A 17,599-nucleotide genomic window follows, 5' to 3' on the forward strand; every position below is an offset into this window, starting at 1 on the left:
TGATCGTTTGCGCGCCGGTGATGTATGGATCGAGGGAACCCGCAACTATCAGCGCTTCGATGCCTATTTGCTGGGTCGGCGCGACGCCGCCAAAGTGGCGGATGTGCTTCCGTTCGATTCAAATGCTGCATCCTACCTCGCTGACCGGGCACGAAATCTTGACTGGCGGCTGCGCCGATTTGCCAAGCAGTTGAAAACAAACAAGCTTGAGGGAGTGTCGCTCGAACGAGACCGGCTCAAGCTTCAGCAAATGCCGCCTGTCACCCCACCGGAAGCTGAAGCCCTCGATCGCAAGCTCGATACCCTGCTTCCCCGCGTGCGCATCACCGAGCTGCTGCTTGAAGTCGCCGAACGCACTGGTTTTTTGAACGCATTCCGTGACCTGCGCTCAGGCAAGGAGCACGACAACCCCAGCACGGTACTCGCCGCAATTCTGGCTGATGGCACCAACCTCGGGCTGGAGCGGATGGCCAATGCCAGCGAAGGCGTCAGCTATGCCCAACTCGCATGGACCCACAACTGGTATCTTTCACCCGAGAACTATCAGGCCGCGCTGGCCATGATCATCTCAGCCCATCACGAATTACCCTTCGCGCGGCATTGGGGCGCTGGCACCAGTTCGTCGTCCGATGGCCAGTTCTTCCGGTCGGGGCGGAGCCGTTCAGGGGCGGCGGACGTCAATGCCAAATATGGCGCCGAACCTGGCGTGAAAATCTATTCTCACCTTTCCGATCACTTCGCATCATTCGGATCACGGATCATGTCCGCGACGGCAGGTGAAGCGCCTTACGTGCTCGACGGGCTTGTCCTGGGCGCCGGCAACCTTCCGTTGCATGAGCACTATACCGATACCGGCGGCGCCACCGATCATGTTTTCGCACTCTGCCACCTACTCGGGTTCCGCTTCGCGCCCCGGCTGCGCGATATTGGCGACCGCAAGCTGGGTTCGATCGCTGCGCCATCGACATACAAGGGCATCGAAAATCTGATGGGCCGCACCATCAAAACGGCAGCGATCGAGGCCGATTGGGATGACATCGTCAGGATTGTCGCCTCAATCAAGGATGGCACGGTGGCGCCGTCAGTAATCTTGCGAAAACTTGCCGCCTACAAACGCCAGAACAGGCTGGATTTTGCATTGGCTGAACTGGGCCGTATCGAGCGCACTTTGTTCACGCTCGATTGAGGGCGTAGCGTGGAAAGTACGCCAGACAACGCTAAGGACGAACAGTCAGGGAACGCTTAGGCGACGCGGCTATCCGGCGGCAGATTGAGGGCCTTGCGGCCATTGGAAGCAGCGGCTCTATCCCAGAGGAAATCGCCGGAGAAAGCAATATGCTCCCAGCCAACAGGGGAGGTATGGGCAAGCAGATCATCAGGCACCGCGACCGATGTTGACCGGAGATGTTGGGCAGCGGCATCCATGTAGATCGTGTTCCAATAGACGATCGCGGCGATGACCAGGTTGAGGCCGGATGCGCGATATTTCTGTGCCTCATGACTGCGGTCGATGATCCGACCCTGGCGGAATGTGTAGATCGCCTGCGTCAGGGCATGGCGCTGCTCGCTGTTGTTGAGGCCGGCATGGCATCGCCGGCGTAGATCGGGATTTTCCAGCCAATCCAGCATGAACAGCGTCCGCTCGATTTTGCCGATTTCCTGTAGCGCGACGTCGAGCTGGTTCTGCCGCTCATAGGCGGCGAGCTTTCGCAGCATGACCGACGGCGCCACGTGTCCGGCCTTGATCGACCCTACGAGGCGCAGCACGTCGTCCCATTGCTCAGCGATGATGTCGGACCGGATGCGCTTTCCCAATAGCGGGGTGAGGGACGGATAAGCTGCAACCGGCGCGATCGTCGCGAGCCGTCGGTCGGGAAAGTCGCGCAGGCGCGGGCAGAAGCGAAATCCAAGCATGGCGCACAGGGCAAAGACATGATCGGTCGCCCCGCCCGTGTCGGTGTAATGCTCGGCGATTTTCAGATCGGTGCCGTGGCTGGTGAGGCCGTCGAGGACATAGGGGCCCCTGTGCATTATGCGGACACAGATTCACGGTAGCGGTTTGATGAGCAGCGGCATGAGGCCATTGGCGTCGAGATCGAGGTGATCGGACCAGACATAATCGCCGGTGAGATTGATGCGATCCCAGCCCAATGGTGAGAGCCGAGACAGCATAGCCGGATCGATCTGGCTTCCGCGGCGGCGCATTTCTTCGACGGCGTGCCCAAGATAGCGACAGTTGAACAGGATGATCGCTGCGGTGACGAGGTTGAGGGCAGCCGCGCGGGTTTGCTGGTTCTCCAAGCCACGGTCGCGAAAGCGACCGAGCCGATGGAAGGCGACCGCTCGCGCCAGGCTGTTGCGCGCCTCGCCCTTGTTCAACTCGGCGGTGACCGTGCGGCGTAGCGCCGGATCGTCGAACCAGCGCAACGTGAACAGCGTGCGCTCGATCCGTCCTACCTCGCGGAGCGCCGCGGCGAGGCTGTTCTGCTGGCGGTAGGCGGATAGCTTTTTGAGGATCAGCGAGGGCGTAACGGTGCGATCACGCATCGCGCCGATGACGCGTTCGATATCCGGCCAGTGGCTGACGATCAGATCCCGGTTGAGCCTGTGACCGAACAGTGGCGCAAGCCTGCCATAGCGCTTCGAAGGTTCGAATGCGTAGAGGCGCCGGTCGGACAGGCGAGGAATGCGCGGCTCGAAATCGAGCCCGAGGAGATGCATCGTTGCGAACACGATGTCGGAAACGCCGCCTCCATCGACGTGCAGTGCGGTCAGATCGGCGTTGCTGTCATGGCCGAGGAGCCCATCGAGCGCATGGATGGCTTCTCCTGCCGTGCCGGCGATCACCGTCTGGTGCAGCGGCGCGTAGCGGTCGGTGATGGTGGTGTAGATCTTGACCACTGGGTCGCGACCATAATGGGCGTTGACCGCTCCGCCGGCTTCGCCCGGCCCGCCCAGGTAGAAGGCCTGGCCATCCGCGGAAGCCCGGTGTCCTTGCCCAAACCAGGCGGCGATCGGCTCGGCGTGGATGGCGTCGGTCAGACAGGCGAGCGCCGCCCGAAAGGTTTCCTCGCGCATGTGCCATGTCTGCATGCGCAGCAGCGCGCGGCGTGACCCTGCGCCGCATACCTCGGCCATGCGCGACAGCCCAAGATTGGTCGCTTCGGCAATCAGAGTGGCGAGGAAGGCCTGCTCATCGCCAGGCGGCAACCCGGTCGAGACGTGCCCGAAGTGCTGGGTGAAGCCGGTCCATCGTTCGACCTGCGACAGCACGTCGGTGATACGCGTGGCAGGCAGCATACCGTAGCAGGCAAGCGTCAGATGCCGTCCTTCGTCGTGCCCGGCATCATCGTCCTTCAGTTCCTTGGGGAAGCGCAATCGCTCGCCAGCGAACAGGGCAGCATCACGTCCGGCCAGATTCTGGGCGACGTCGCACAAGGCTTTGTCGAGTTGCGCGGCGCGCTGATCGAGCCATGCGTGTGGATCACCGAGCGAGAACACCGGTTGCAGCGCTGCGCCACTTGATGGCGCGAGCAGCACGTCCAGCGACCTGTGCAGCCGTGACCTCGGCACCCAGATATCACCCGATGCCAGTGCATTGGCGAGCGCCCCGTAGGTGGCCATCTCCCAATGCGTCCGGTCGATCTTGCCGGCGACCACGACATGGCGGTGCCAGCGCCGCTCGACATGACCGAGCGGAACGTCGGCAGGGAGCGGCTTGCGCCAGTCGCCATCAAGATCCGACAGGACCGTCATCGCATTGCGCAACGCCGCGGTGCCGACCCGGCCGTGGAAATCGAGCGTTTGCAGGAATAGAGGTCCTATTCGTTTGAAGGTCCGGTATTCGGCTGCGATCTCGCTCAACACATCGTCCCTGTGAGGTGCCGCGGTACGACGGATGATCGCGGCATCGGCATCGAGCATGTCGAGAGGCACGATATCCCTGAGGGCCGCGCCGATATCTTCACCGGTGCGTGCTACCCGGCTAACTGTTTCCAGCACGGTGGCGATGCGCATCAGTCGGTCACGGCCTTCGCGTCCCGAAATCGCGATTCCCTGTTCCAGGCGTTTGCGGGCACGAAGGTGAGCGCGTCCCATCAAGGCGCCGAACATGGCGATCGCCGCGTCGGTAAGCGTGGCTTCCATCTCGCGCAGCGTAGCAAGCAGGATGGCCCGCCTGCGGGAGGCGCGCATCTGTTGGAAGGCCTGGGCGGTATAGCGCACGCCTTCGCGGGCGAACTGCGTCATGCGTGGCTCGTGCAGGGGATCGACCGGAACACAGGAAATTCCGGTCCTGCGGATCAGAGCGATCTTCTCAAGGATTTCGGCGAGCGAGGCTGACGCGACGCGGGGCTGTGGTTCGCGCAGCCACGACAAGCGGCTCTGTCGATCATGCACCTTCTCATCGACCAGCGTATCGAGGCGCTGACGCATATCCGCATCGAGTTTATCATGGATTGCAGCGACCAGATCGGTTTCCACCCGCAGCATCGCCTCGGCCGCCATCCGCTCGACTACGCTGATGCCGGGGATAACGATGCGCCGCGTGCGCAGCTCGTCGAGCAGTCGATCGAGCAGAATACGCCCGTCCACGATGGGCATGGCTTCGATTTCCAGCCAGGTCATCATGATACCGCGCGCTGGCCGGCTCAGATCGGTGAAGCCGAAGCGCGCCTTGATGGCGGCAAGCTGATCGTAGCGGGTCGGCGCTCGCCGCGCGAAGTCGGCGATGGCGCCTGCATCCACCCCGACCTGCTCGGCGATATGGTCGAGCATGATCGCAGGCAACAGCTCGCCTGCGCGCAGATGCCGCCCCGGAAAGCGGAGGCAACAGAGTTGCAGGGCGTAGCTCAACCGGGTTGCCGGAGTGCGCGCGGTGCCGATTGCAGCAAGGTCCTCGGCATCGAGGCCATAGTGTCGCACCACCGCCGCCTCGCTGTCGGGCAAAGCAAGCAATGCGGCGCGCTGCCGCTGGGTCATCGGAATACGTGCGGGCATGTTTCATCCTTCAAAAACCTCTTGCCTTTTGCCCGCTTAATGAAAGAGGATTGTGAAAGGCCCAAGGCTGCGGAAATTGGTGCATCCTGTTTCCACCTCCGGATACGGCCGTTTGTGAAAGAGACGCAGATGACGCGCGAACCCTATCTGATCGGCTATGCCCGCGTATCGAAGGGCGACGACCAGTCGAACGCCGCGCAGCGGCGCGCGCTCGATGCCGCCGGCTGCAAGCGGATGTTCGAGGAGACCGCCAGCGGTGGGCGGTGGGACCGACCCAAGCTTCTGGAGATGATCGGCCAGTTGCGCGAGGGAGATGGCTCTGTTGCAAAAATCGTGAAGCTTGAGCATGCTTGGCGGAGATTGGACGGACGGAACGATGACGGATTTCAAGTGGCGCCATTTCCAGGGTGATGTGATCCTGTGGGCGGTGCGCTGGTATTGTCGCTATCCGATCAGCTATCGCGACCTTGAGGAAATGCTGGCGGAACGCGGCATTTCGGTCGACCATACGACGATCTATCGCTGGGTCCAGTGCTACGCCCCGGAGATGGAGAAGCGGCTGCGCTGGTTCTGGCGGCGTGGCTTTGATCCGAGCTGGCGCCTGGATGAAACCTACGTCAAGGTGCGGGGCAAGTGGACCTACCTGTACCGGGCAGTCGACAAGCGGGGCGACACGATCGATTTCTACCTGTCGCCGACCCGCAGCGCCAAGGCAGCGAAGCGGTTCCTGGGCAAGGCCCTGCGAGGCCTGAAGCACTGGGAAAAGCCTGCCACGCTCAATACCGACAAAGCGCCGAGCTATGGTGCAGCGATCACCGAATTGAAGCGCGAAGGAAAGCTGGACCGGGAGACGGCCCACCGGCAGGTGAAGTATCTCAATAACGTGATCGAGGCCGATCACGGAAAGCTCAAGATACTGATCAAGCCGGTGCGCGGTTTCAAATCGATCCCCACGGCCTATGCCACGATCAAGGGATTCGAAGTCATGCGAGCCCTGCGCAAAGGACAGGCTCGCCCCTGGTGCCTGCAGCCCGGCATCAGGGGCGAGGTGCGCCTTGTGGAGAGAGCTTTTGGCATTGGGCCCTCGGCGCTGACGGAGGCCATGGGCATGCTCAACCACCATTTCGCAGCAGCCGCCTGATCGGCGCAGAGCGACAGCCTACCTCTGACTGCCGCCAATCTTTGCAACAGAGCCCGCTCGGCAATGTCCAGCAGGTCGCGGGTGCTGCGGGCCAGGCGGTCAAGCCTGGTCACAGTCACAACATCGCCAGGGCGCAAGTGATCGAGCACGCGGGCCAGCTCGGGCCTGTCGCGCCTGGTGCCGGTGATCTTCTCGGCAAAGATGCGCGTGCAGCCTGCGGCGTGCAGCTCGGCGCGTTGGTTGGTCAAGTCCTGGTCGTCGGTGCTGACGCGGGCATATCCCAGCAGCAGGCCAGCGGCGGCGCTCTTGTCTTTCATGGCGTAATGTCTCCGGTTCTAGTCGCAAGTATTCTATTTCATGCAACTAAAACACGCGACAAAAAACGCCAGGGAAAGGGCAGGGTGGTGTCGTTTTCAGAAGACGGCTGCACTGAACGTCAGAAGCCGACTGCACTATAGCAGCGGAGGGGTTGGATCCATCAGGCAACGACGGGCTGCTGCCGGCCATCAGCGGACGCAGGGAGGACTTTCCGCAACCGGCCGTTCGATGCGGCACCGATGGCCTTCGCGCAGGGGTAGTGAATCCGCCAGGATTGACTTGCGCTGCCCTACCTCTCACTAGTGAGGGGCGGCAGCGCATCAAGCGGTGAGCGCACTCCGGCACCGCCAACTTTCAGCACATGCGTGTAAATCATCGTCGTAGAGACGTCGGAATGGCCGAGCAGATCCTGCACGGTTCGAATGTCGTAACCGCTGCGGAGCAAGGCCGTCGCGAACGAGTGGCGGAGGGTGTGCGGTGTGGCGGGCTTCGTGATGCCTGCTTGTTCTACGGCACGTTTGAAGGCGCGCTGAAAGGTCTGGTCATACATGTGATGGCGACGCACGACACCGCTCCGTGGATCGGTCGAATGCGTGTGCTGCGCAAAAACCCAGAACCACGGCCAGGAATGCCCGGCGCGCGGATACTTCCGCTCAAGGGCGTCGGGAAGCGCAACGCCGCTGCGGCCCTCGGCCTGGTCCTTCAGCCACCATGCCCGTGCACGCGACAGCTGCTCGCGCAGGCTGGGTGCCAAGCTCTCGGGTAACATCAAGGCCCGATCCTTGGAGCCCTTGCCCTCCCGCACGATGATCGTGCCGTGATCGAAATCCAGATCCTTGACCCGCAGTTGCAAACCCTCACTGATCCGCATGCCCGTTCCATACAGAAGCTGGGCGAACAAACGATGCTCGCCTTCCAGAAAACCGAGGATGCGAACCACTTCATCCGGGGTCAGCACCACCGGCAAGCGCCGCGACGGCCGAGGTCTTCCGATCTCCTGAAGCCAGGGCAGATCCGTGCACAGCACCTTGCCGTAGAAGAACAGCAAGGCCGCCAATGCCTGACGATGCGTGGAGACCGAAACCTTGCGCTCGTTCGCCAGCCAGGACAGAAATGCCTCGACTTCGCTGCTGCCCAAGGTTGCCGGGTGACGCACACCGTGGAAACGGATGAAGGCACGAACCCAGTGGACATAAGCCTGTTCGGTTCGTAAGCTGTAATGCAAGTAGCGTATGCGCTCACGCAACTGGTCCAGAACCTTGACCGAACGCAGCGGTGGTAACGGCGCAGTGGCGGTTTTCATGGCTTGTTATGACTGTTTTTTTGTACAGTCTATGCCTCGGGCATCCAAGCAGCAAGCGCGTTACGCCGTGGGTCGATGTTTGATGTTATGGAGCAGCAACGATGTTACGCAGCAGGGTGACGGTGTTCGGCATTCTGAATCTCACCGAGGACTCCTTCTTCGATGAGAGCCGGCGGCTAGACCCCGCCGGCGCTGTCACCGCGGCGATCGAAATGCTGCGAGTCGGATCAGACGTCGTGGATGTCGGACCGGCCGCCAGCCATCCGGACGCGAGGCCTGTATCGCCGGCCGATGAGATCAGACGTATTGCGCCGCTCTTAGACGCCCTGTCCGATCAGATGCACCGTGTTTCAATCGACAGCTTCCAACCGGAAACCCAGCGCTATGCGCTCAAGCGCGGCGTGGGCTACCTGAACGATATCCAAGGATTTCCTGACCCTGCGCTCTATCCCGATATTGCTGAGGCGGACTGCAGGCTGGTGGTTATGCACTCAGCGCAGCGGGATGGCATCGCCACCCGCACCGGTCACCTTCGACCCGAAGACGCGCTCGACGAGATTGTGCGGTTCTTCGAGGCGCGGGTTTCCGCCTTGCGACGGAGCGGGGTCGCTGCCGACCGGCTCATCCTCGATCCGGGGATGGGATTTTTCTTGAGCCCCGCACCGGAAACATCGCTGCACGTGCTGTCGAACCTTCAAAAGCTGAAGTCGGCGTTGGGGCTTCCGCTATTGGTCTCGGTGTCGCGGAAATCCTTCTTGGGCGCCACCGTTGGCCTTCCTGTAAAGGATCTGGGTCCAGCGAGCCTTGCGGCGGAACTTCACGCGATCGGCAATGGCGCTGACTACGTCCGCACCCACGCGCCTGGAGATCTGCGAAGCGCAATCACCTTCTCGGAAACCCTCGCGAAATTTCGCAGTCGCGACGCCAGAGACCGAGGGTTAGATCATGCCTAGCATTCACCTTCCGGCCGCCCGCTAGCGGACCCTGGTCAGGTTCCGCGAAGGTGGGCGCAGACATGCTGGGCTCGTCAGGATCAAACTGCACTATGAGGCGGCGGTTCATACCGCGCCAGGGGAGCGAATGGACAGCGAGGAGCCTCCGAACGTTCGGGTCGCCTGCTCGGGTGATATCGACGAGGTTGTGCGGCTGATGCACGACGCTGCGGCGTGGATGTCCGCCAAGGGAACGCCCGCCTGGGACGTCGCGCGGATCGACCGGACATTCGCGGAGACCTTCGTCCTGAGATCCGAGCTCCTAGTCGCGAGTTGCAGCGACGGCATCGTCGGCTGTTGCACCTTGTCGGCCGAGGATCCCGAGTTCTGGCCCGACGCCCTCAAGGGGGAGGCCGCATATCTGCACAAGCTCGCGGTGCGACGGACACATGCGGGCCGGGGTGTCAGCTCCGCGCTGATCGAGGCTTGCCGCCATGCCGCGCGAACGCAGGGGTGCGCCAAGCTGCGGCTCGACTGCCACCCGAACCTGCGTGGCCTATACGAGCGGCTCGGATTCACCCACGTCGACACTTTCAATCCCGGCTGGGATCCAACCTTCATCGCAGAACGCCTAGAACTCGAAATCTAACGTCCGTTCGGGCATCGAGGTCCATGTCGGGGTGGGACGGGCCCGTGGCTTCAAGATCACTTGCAGTCCGACCGCGATGTCTTGGTTGCGCGAGAGGTTGTCGATATCCTCCACTTCCATCATCAACCCTGGATAATGCCGCCGCCGTCATCGCCGCCGACGCCCGTGCCGGGCTTTTCGGGCCTGTCAGGCTTGCTCGGCCTTCAGCCTGCCTGGGGTGACTACACGAAAGTGACGTATCTGCACGCTAAGGGCGAACAAATCCGGTACGATGCCAGCAGATGCTATTCGCAGGCTTTCCTGCCCCTTTTATGTGGTGCCGCCCTACGGGCGCCGATATGGGAGGGCGGCAATCCGATTGACCAACGATCGAGGTAGAACCCTGCTCGCCAAATATGTGAGCTGGTTGCCCATCCCCGGTATGGCGAAGGATTGCCGATAAACCAGAGCGTGGACTGCATGGGACGCGCACCGGTCAACGTCCATCAAACCCAACCTCCCCCACTTCAAATCGCTGAGGGCAGCCATGTCTGTGTCGATTCCACCGGGTGCAAAAGACCCAACACTCACTCCCGTCCCGGCAAGCTCCACGGAAAGCGCTCGCATGAGGGTGCTCACATAGGCTTTCGACGCGCCGTAGACCGCTTGGAAGGGCACGGATGTTTCGCCCGCCAGGCTCGACACGGCGATTACTGAGGATTCAAACGGCTGCTCCCTGAAAATCGCAATCAGGCGAGCCAGCAAATCCGTGAAACCGAGTATGTTTGTTTCAATTACCTCGGCATAAGTGTCGGCACGGCCTGCATCAAATGAACCAACGCTCGTCATTCCGGCAACCAACAAAGCGGCTGTTACTTGCAATTCTGCAACCTTAGCCGCGATTTTCTCCCTGCCCTCGATTTCACGTTGATCAGCCACTATAATCTCGCACGGCACATTGAACCGCTCGTCAATTTCGGTCTGTAGCTCCCGCAAGTTGTCGAGCCTTCGTCCAACAATCAGGGGCTTGGCCTGGTACGATGCCGCCAAGCGGAGGGCGGACGCTCTGCCCAAACCGGTCGAAGCCCCTGTGACCAGCACCCACGAGTTCTTGATCGCCAGCGGTTTCACGCGTTTTCCAGAGCCTTGTATAGGGCGGTTTTGCCGATCTTGAGCCGGGCCGCCGCCTCACGAACAGTGAGGCCCGCTGCGATATGCGCCCGCGCTTTACGTAGTTTGTCGGGGGTAACGACAGGCCGGCGACCACCCTTGTTGCCCCGCTCGCGTGCGGCCTTGAGGCCGGCATGAGTGCGTTCACGGATCAGGTCACGCTCGAATTGGGCCAGCGAGCCGAAGATGTTGAACACCAGCATGCCGCCCGAAGTGGTGGTGTCGATATTCTCGGTGAGTGAGCGGAACCCGATGCCGCGCGCCGCAAGCTCGCCGACCTTCTCGATCAGGTGGCTCATCGAGCGGCCGAGGCGGTCGAGTTTCCAGACCACCAGCGTGTCGCCGGGGCGCAAATAGGCGAGCGCTTCGGTTAGGCCAGGCCGATCGGCTTTTGCCCCGGATGCGTGATCGTCGAATATACGGTCGCACCCGGCAGTGTTCAGCGCGTCAAGCTGGAGCGACAGCTTCTGGTCTGCGGTCGAGACGCGCGCATAGCCGATCAGCGCCACATGATGCCCGATCCTGTCCGTTTTCCCGTCATTATGCGATCTTGTCCGAATCGCCGTTACAGGTCCAGAGTTAACGGACATATTCCTGTTGGCCGCCAGAGGACCGTCTGACGGACACGCAAAGCGAAGGAGATGATGCTTGGCGAGACGGCGACTGGTGAGCCTGGAAATCTGGGCGAGGCATTATGGCGCGCCGCTCGATGAGCGCGAGATCGCGCGTCATTATACGCTGACCAGCGACGACCTGGAAATTGTCGGCCGCCGTCGCGGCGATGCCACCCGGCTCGGCTATGCGATGCTCATGCTATATATGAGATGGCCTGGCCGTGCGCTGGAAGCGGGCGAAGTCCCGCCCGCTCCTGTGCTCGCCTATGTGGCGCAGCAACTCGGCGTCGCGCCGGCAGCCTTCGCGGATTATGCCCATCGGGACCAGACCCGTCGCGAGCATCTCGTCGAAATCCGACGATCGCACGGGTTCAGGATTTTTGACCGCAACGCTTTCCGTGAAGTTGTCGCCTTCTCGGTCCCAATCGCGCAGACCATCATACACCCCGGCCAGATGGCAGACGTCATCGTCGATGAACTCCGGCGCCTGCAGATCCTCCTGCCTTCTCCGTCGATTCTCGAAGCGGTGCTGCGGCGGGCGCGCCAGCAAGCCGAACAGCTTACCTATGAAGTGCTCACGAATGGCCTGCTGCCTGACACCCTTCAGGGCCTGGACGATTTGCTGGCCCGACGACCGGGGCAGGTCGCGACATGGCTATCCTGGATGCGCAATGCGCCACAATCGCCGGCAGCGCGCAACATCCTGCGCCTGATCGAACGGCTCGCCTATATCCGCGCGCTGGGCCTCGATCGCGCCCGTGCCGACATGATCCCGGCTTTGACTTTTGACAGGCTGGCGGACGAAGGCAGCCGCATCACACCCCAGCACCTTGGCGAACTCAATGCCCTGCGCCGCCATGCGACGCTGGCGGCAACCGGCATCCGGCTTGAGGAAAGCCTGACCGACGCCACCCTGACGATGTTCGACAAGCTGTTGGGCAGCATGGCGCGCCGCGCCGAGAACCGGACCCGCGACAAAGCCCTCAAGACGGTGCGCGAGTTGCAAGGCCACCTCCGGACGCTCACGGGGTCTTGCCGCCTCCTCATCGACGCGCGCAGCAAGGGCGTGGATTCTCTGGCGCAGATCGAGGCGCTGGACTGGCAGCACTTCGCCGTGGCCGTCGAGCAGGCCGAAGTGCTCGGGCGACCGGAAACCGTCGATCGCACCGCCGAATTGATCGAGCGGCATCGGACGGTGAAGCTCTTTGTCGGCGCTTTTCTCAACGCCTTCGAGTTTCGCGGCGCCGGCGCGGTTCAGGGGCTCCTGTCAGCGCTGGCCATCATCGCGGAGCTATATCGGACCGGCAAACGGCGCTTGCCTGATCGCGTGCCGCTACGCTTTGTGCCGCCCGCATGGCGCCCGTTCGTCCTGCGGGATGGCATCGTTGATCGTGCCGCTTATGAACTATGCGCCTTGTCGCAACTACGCGAGCGGTTGCGAGCCGGGGATATATGGGTCGCGGGAAGCCGGCAGTTTCGCGATTTCGACAGCTATCTCATACCGCCGGCGACCTTTGCGGCGCTGCGCGAGAAGGGGCCGTTGCCGCTCGCCATCGAAACGGATTTCGAGCGCCATATCGAGGAACGGCGCACCAGGCTCGACACGGCGATCGAGCAGGTAACGGTCCTTGCACGGCAAGGGGAGCTGCCCCAGGTTAAGCTTGACGAAAACGGTCTCATCATCTCGCCGCTGAAGGCGGCAACACCGCCCGCCACCGAGATTGCCCGTCGCGCCGCCTATGATCGACTGCCGCGCGTGAAGATCACCGATCTTCTGCTGGAGGTCGATGCCTGGACCGGGTTCAGCGAATGCTTCATCCATCGTCGTTCGGGCCGGGAAGCCGACGATCGCAATGCGCTGCTCACGGTCATCCTCGCCGATGGCATCAATCTCGGCCTCACACGCATGGCGGAAACCTGCCGGGGCGCAAGTCTGCGTCAGCTCGCCCATCTTCACGACTGGCACATCAGCGAAGCCGCCTATGGCGAAGCGTTGGGAAGGCTGATCGACGCCCATCGCGCCATGCCGCTCGCCGCGCTGTGGGGAGACGGCACCACTTCGTCGAGCGACGGACAGCAATTTCATGCCGGGGGCCGTGGGGCCGCGATCGGCGACATCAACGCGCGCAGCGGCAACGAACCAGGCGTTGCCTTCTACACCCATGTCTCGGATCGATATGACCCCTTCGCAAGTCGGGTGATCGCGGCGACCGCTGGCGAAGCGCCCTATGTGCTGGATGGCTTGCTGTATCACCAGACCGGCCTGACGATCGAGGAGCACTACACCGATACGGGCGGGGCATCGGACCATGTGTTCGGCCTCATGCCCTTCTTCGGCTACCGCTTCGCGCCGCGCCTGCGCGACATCAAGGAGCGTCGTTTACACCTCCTTCCCGGCCAAGAATCCGGCCCCTTGCTTGCCGGCATGACGGCCGAACCGATCGCATTGGGTCATGTCGCGGCGCATTGGGACGAACTGCTGCGGTTCGCCACGTCGATCCGCACCGGCACCGTCACTGCTTCGGCAATGCTGCGCCGCTTGTCCGCCTATCCGCGACAGAACGGACTGGCCCTCGCACTACGCGAGCTGGGCCGCCTCGAACGCTCCATTTTCATGCTCGACTGGCTGCGCGACATCGACCTGCGCCGGCGCACCCAGGCGGGCCTCAACAAAGGCGAAGCCCGCAACGCGCTCGCCCGCGCGCTCTTCTTCAACCAGCTCGGCGAACTGCGCGATCGTCGGTTCGAGAACCAGACCTATCGCGCCTCCGGCCTCAACCTGCTCGTCGCCGCCATCATCTTGTGGAACACTCGCTATCTCGAAATGGCGCTGGCGGACATCGGCACAGCCGACGAAATCGCACGCCACATCGCGCCATTGGGCTGGGAGCATATCTCGCTGACCGGTGACTATAGCTGGAATGTTGAAGATCAACCCGATCCGGACGCCTTGCGACCGCTGCGCGCCGTCAACTCCCTACTTGCCGCGTGACGTTCGCTATCCGTTCGCCCTTTCCGTGCAGATACGTCACTTTCGTGTAGTCACCCCAAGGCGTCCAGCGTTTGCTCTCCTATGCCCGGGGCATCGGTTAGCTCACGGATATATCCGGGCGCAAATGTGTCATTCTGCTCCTTGTCCCCCTGCCCTTCGCGCCAGTCGTCAGTCCCGCGATATGCAACAACATACTGTCCATTTTTCTGAAATACCGTAGCCGAAAAGCCGCTATCCGGGTCGGTGTAACTACGAAGCAGATCAACCGACCAGCCCTCGAGTCCCGGAATCTGCTCGGTCGTTAACGACTGCAGACCGGTATCGCTTCTCTGCCCGTCGAGGCTACGGCTAATTCCTTCTTTTCGATAGTAATAATAGGACTGAGCACTCAGTAAAACATACTCGCTCGCAGACGGTGCGGACATTTTATCCATCCTATACTGAAACGCATATCTCCAAATATGCATGCATGATAAATCAGGTATTATTTCTCAGAATTTGACCAAATAAGTAAGAAATCCACGCTATGGCAGGCCAAATAACTATTGTTGTAAAAATAAACTTCGCACTTCCGCCGATAAAAAATAACATAGATAACAATATGCATATTAGGCAAATTATGCTACAGACTGCGATTCCAAATTTCTTAGAAATCAATGACGAAATTAGAGAAGCGATCGATATTACAATGCTATAAATCAATGCCTCACTGGTAAAATATATCATAATACTTACCTCGTGCCAATGGAGGTGCAAGAAACGCCTTCCTCCCTCTCACCAGAGCTGCCATTGAACCCTCCGCCACAGCCGCAGAACGCGACAGGAGCCGGGCCCGGAATGGCTAATGCTCGCCAGGCTGCCATGCCGCCGACCCGTTCGCGGGTTGTGTATCGGCGTGTCGGATTTACTTGCACGTCAACCGCCCCCGATCATTCATGCACAGCGCCTCGATCACCGGGCCTCACCCGGCGATAAGCGTGTGGAATCGGCCGAGATTCCCTACCCTCGACCGCACAGGAATGACATACGGCGCAGGTTATGCAACTGGATTTTGAGCTTGATTTTTGACGAATTTGTTTCCGAGACGAAAGCAAAGGCAGTATTAACCGCGTCGTACGGCGGATTTTCTGGGCTTTGCTTGCCCATCAACCGCGACCTGTCAGTACAACTGACGAATTAACATTCAATTTGGACCTTTTTCCTGCGACGCATGTTTGCGTTCACCGTCACGGCTGCCGTTGACAGCGCCGACGAAGCAGCTACCCAATCGATATCGGGCATGACCTCGATTGGAGCGCATATCCCGAAAGTTTCAACAAGCCTTCAAGGAGATGATGGTGGCCAAGAAAGAGGCGAATGGTTCGGCCAAAGCGAACGTGGAACAGCAGGCACCCGCCGCCGCAGAAGCGGCACCTCCGACCGAGATCAATCCCGAACTCGCCGCGAAGATCGCAGCCGTCCGCACGCATATCCGCGAGAGCTTCGGCAAGGTCGCGATGGCGATGATGATGCTCCCGCGCTACCGCAGCCAGACACTCGCCGACCTGCAGCATCTAATCCTGGAACCGCTGATGCGCGACCGTGTCGCGATCGCCTATCCGGGCGGCGACAAGGCGGGTCAGCTCGCCGACATCGCGGGGCTCGCCATCTGGGCGAGCGTCAGCGAAGAGGTCGATGCGAAGATCCGCGAACAGGTGCAGGCAGGCACCTTCCCGATCCGCCTCAAGGCCGAGGACTGGAACAGCGGTGATATCAATTGGCTGCTCGACGTCATCGCGCCCGACCAGCGGACGACCGCCAACGTCATCGCCAATTTCAAACAGGTCGTGAAGGAAGGAAGTCTCCGCCTTCACCCGATCGTCACGCGCCTCGTCGATGCCGAGACGCTGCAGAAAATGGGAGCGGAGAAGATGGGCGCTCCCGCGAGTGCAGAGCGGGAGGAAGCCACGGTTAACTGAGCGATGAGCTATGAACCAATAGCAAAAAGGGGCGCGGCGGCGCCCCTTTTCATATCTGCGAGGCCCGAGCCCAGCAGGAGTTCCACTATCGCTCGCGGCCCGCCTCATCCAAGGTCTGGGCAATCGGCGACAGCAGATACTGGATGATCCGACGCTCGCCCGTTTTGATCTCCGCCTGCACTGCCAAGCCGGGTCCGATGACCTGATCGCGACCTCCGACCCGGATAGTCCGTTTGAGCAGACGAATACGCACCGAATAAACAAGCCCTTGGGGAGACGGAGGAGCACTCCCCTCCCCCTCGCCATTCTGGCTCGCGCGTTGCGCGGGCAATTCCACCGCATCGCGACTGATGCTCTCCACGATTCCCGGAACGATGCCATAGTCGGTAAAGGGAAAGGCCTCAAGTTTCACGCGGACCTTCTGTCCTTCGCGGATGAAACCGATGTCGCGATTCAGAATATGCGCCTCGACGACCGCCTCGGCATTGTCCGGGACGATGATCATTAGCGGCTGCGCCGGCTGGACCACACCGCCAACCGTGTTGACGACAAGCTGTTGCACCGTCCCGGAAACCGGCGCGCGCAATTGCTGGAAAGCTGTCCGGCGCTCAGCCTTGGTCACCTCTTCGCGCGCGATGCCAAGTTTCTCCTGGCTCTCGGAAAGCTCGGCGACCGCCGACTTGCCGAAAGTCCCCCGCAGCCGCACAAGCTGCGCGTCGATATCGCGTATAGCGGCACCGGTCTGGTCGGCCCTTGCCCGTTGCACGGCGATATTCTGTTCGTGCTCAACCTTGAGCTGCTCATATTCGAGCAGTCGGATTTTCGAAAAATAGCCCTTCTCGGCAAGCTCCTCGCGCGCCGCGAGCTGCCTCTCGACGATCGGCAGCGTCTTTTCGAGTTTCGCGACTTCCGCCAATGCGCCCGTCAGTTCGGCGCTGTGTTGCGCCCGCTGCTGGACGAGGCTCGCGCGCTCGCCCTCATATTCGGCAATTGCAGTCCGCACGAAAGCCGCCTGCGTCTGTGCAACTTCGGCCGACGTCCCGGGCGGCGCCACGAACCGCGCTGCTCGCCCTTCGACATGCGCGAGCAGCGCGGCATTCCGCGCTGCGACAACTTCGGAGGTCAGCATGTTCGTCGATGCTTGCGCGGCCTCCGCGCCGGCGAGCGTCGGGTCGAGCTCGATCAGCAGGTCGCCCGCTTTCACATGCTGCCCATTCTTCACATGGATAGCGCGGACATAGCCGATTTCGATCGGCTGAATGATCTTCACATTGCCGGACGGCACCACCTTGCCGCTCGCGGTCGCGATAACATCAACCTTTCCGATCACGGACCACGCAAGGCCGATGACGAACAAGCCGCAAAGCGATAGCATGAGCCAGCGCCAGCCGGGGCTCGGCGGCTTCTCGACGATCTCGAGGGCAGCCGGCAGAAATTCATGGTCGGTGCGTGGTTTGGCGACAGCATCAGCCTCGTCCTGCATCCGCCAGCTCGCCTTGAGGATCGCCCAGTGGCGCGCGAGTGCCGGAAAGCGCTCGCTCATTC

Annotated in this window: 12 protein-coding genes and 3 pseudogenes; 7 read left to right on the top strand and 8 right to left on the bottom strand. The window is 61.5% G+C overall.

Annotation, left to right across the window (positions count from 1 at the left end; all coding sequences use genetic code 11):
- A pseudogene (locus ATE67_RS20320) lies at positions 1 to 1,183 on the top strand (Tn3 family transposase); the annotation flags it as partial.
- A gap of 59 nt (positions 1,184 to 1,242) precedes the next feature.
- Here the strand turns inward: ATE67_RS20320 and ATE67_RS20325 are convergent.
- Positions 1,243 to 2,028: pseudogene (locus tag ATE67_RS20325) on the bottom strand (Tn3 family transposase); the annotation flags it as partial.
- 18 nt (positions 2,029 to 2,046) lie between these two features.
- Positions 2,047 to 4,998 (bottom strand): Tn3 family transposase, encoded by a 2,952-nt coding sequence (locus tag ATE67_RS20330; protein ID WP_231728250.1) that lies wholly within the window; start codon positions 4,996 to 4,998, stop codon positions 2,047 to 2,049.
- 129 nt (positions 4,999 to 5,127) lie between these two features.
- Between ATE67_RS20330 and ATE67_RS20335 the strand changes: the two genes are divergently transcribed.
- Together ATE67_RS20335 and ATE67_RS20340 are read left to right on the top strand one after the other, a co-directional pair.
- Positions 5,128 to 5,409 carry a recombinase family protein gene (locus ATE67_RS20335; RefSeq protein WP_231728251.1) on the top strand — a complete coding sequence of 94 codons (282 nt, stop codon included), beginning with the start codon at positions 5,128 to 5,130 and terminating at the stop codon, positions 5,407 to 5,409.
- Positions 5,375 to 6,139 (top strand): IS6-like element IS6100 family transposase, encoded by a 765-nt coding sequence (locus tag ATE67_RS20340; protein ID WP_001389365.1) that lies wholly within the window; start codon positions 5,375 to 5,377, stop codon positions 6,137 to 6,139. Before ATE67_RS20335 ends, ATE67_RS20340 begins: the two co-directional genes overlap by 35 nt.
- Positions 6,140 to 6,252: 113 nt before the next feature.
- Here the strand turns inward: ATE67_RS20340 and ATE67_RS21205 are convergent.
- Positions 6,253 to 6,456, bottom strand: a pseudogene (locus ATE67_RS21205) (recombinase family protein); the annotation flags it as partial.
- Between the two features lie 290 nt (positions 6,457 to 6,746).
- Positions 6,747 to 7,760: a class 1 integron integrase IntI1 gene (intI1, locus tag ATE67_RS20345; protein WP_000845048.1), complete on the bottom strand. Its 1,014-nt coding sequence runs from the start codon at positions 7,758 to 7,760 to the stop codon at positions 6,747 to 6,749.
- Positions 7,761 to 7,861: 101 nt separating this feature from the next.
- On the opposite strand from intI1, the gene sul1 reads away from it, so the two are divergent.
- On the top strand, positions 7,862 to 8,713 hold the full coding sequence (sul1, locus tag ATE67_RS20350; protein ID WP_000946487.1) for a sulfonamide-resistant dihydropteroate synthase Sul1: 852 nt from the start codon (positions 7,862 to 7,864) through the stop codon (positions 8,711 to 8,713).
- 127 nt (positions 8,714 to 8,840) lie between these two features.
- Complete coding sequence (locus ATE67_RS20355) at positions 8,841 to 9,341, top strand: GNAT family N-acetyltransferase (RefSeq protein ID WP_000376623.1); 501 nt, start codon at positions 8,841 to 8,843, stop codon at positions 9,339 to 9,341.
- 324 nt (positions 9,342 to 9,665) lie between these two features.
- On the opposite strand, the gene ATE67_RS20360 is transcribed toward ATE67_RS20355, so the two are convergent.
- Together ATE67_RS20360 and ATE67_RS20365 are read right to left on the bottom strand one after the other, a co-directional pair.
- Positions 9,666 to 10,451: an SDR family NAD(P)-dependent oxidoreductase gene (locus ATE67_RS20360; RefSeq protein ID WP_058801149.1), complete on the bottom strand. Its 786-nt coding sequence runs from the start codon at positions 10,449 to 10,451 to the stop codon at positions 9,666 to 9,668.
- Positions 10,448 to 10,999 (bottom strand): recombinase family protein, encoded by a 552-nt coding sequence (locus tag ATE67_RS20365; RefSeq protein ID WP_004213210.1) that lies wholly within the window; start codon positions 10,997 to 10,999, stop codon positions 10,448 to 10,450. Before ATE67_RS20365 ends, ATE67_RS20360 begins: the two co-directional genes overlap by 4 nt.
- Positions 11,000 to 11,138: 139 nt before the next feature.
- On the opposite strand from ATE67_RS20365, the gene ATE67_RS20370 reads away from it, so the two are divergent.
- Positions 11,139 to 14,096, top strand: a complete 2,958-nt coding sequence (locus tag ATE67_RS20370) for a Tn3 family transposase (protein WP_031286087.1) — start codon at positions 11,139 to 11,141, stop codon at positions 14,094 to 14,096.
- A gap of 50 nt (positions 14,097 to 14,146) precedes the next feature.
- Here the strand turns inward: ATE67_RS20370 and ATE67_RS20375 are convergent, their stop codons facing one another.
- Positions 14,147 to 14,521 (bottom strand): hypothetical protein, encoded by a 375-nt coding sequence (locus ATE67_RS20375; RefSeq protein ID WP_152998853.1) that lies wholly within the window; start codon positions 14,519 to 14,521, stop codon positions 14,147 to 14,149.
- A 912-nt stretch (positions 14,522 to 15,433) separates the two neighbouring features.
- On the opposite strand from ATE67_RS20375, the gene ATE67_RS20380 reads away from it, so the two are divergent.
- On the top strand, positions 15,434 to 16,054 hold the full coding sequence (locus ATE67_RS20380) for a toxin-activating lysine-acyltransferase (protein ID WP_197412005.1): 621 nt from the start codon (positions 15,434 to 15,436) through the stop codon (positions 16,052 to 16,054).
- An 85-nt stretch (positions 16,055 to 16,139) separates the two neighbouring features.
- On the opposite strand, the gene ATE67_RS20385 is transcribed toward ATE67_RS20380, so the two are convergent.
- On the bottom strand, positions 16,140 to 17,597 hold the full coding sequence (locus tag ATE67_RS20385; protein ID WP_058801152.1) for an HlyD family type I secretion periplasmic adaptor subunit: 1,458 nt from the start codon (positions 17,595 to 17,597) through the stop codon (positions 16,140 to 16,142).
- Positions 17,598 to 17,599: the final 2 nt, after the last annotated feature.

Source organism: Sphingopyxis sp. H050, from assembly GCF_001468265.1.
Taxonomy (GTDB): Bacteria; Pseudomonadota; Alphaproteobacteria; order Sphingomonadales; family Sphingomonadaceae; genus Sphingopyxis.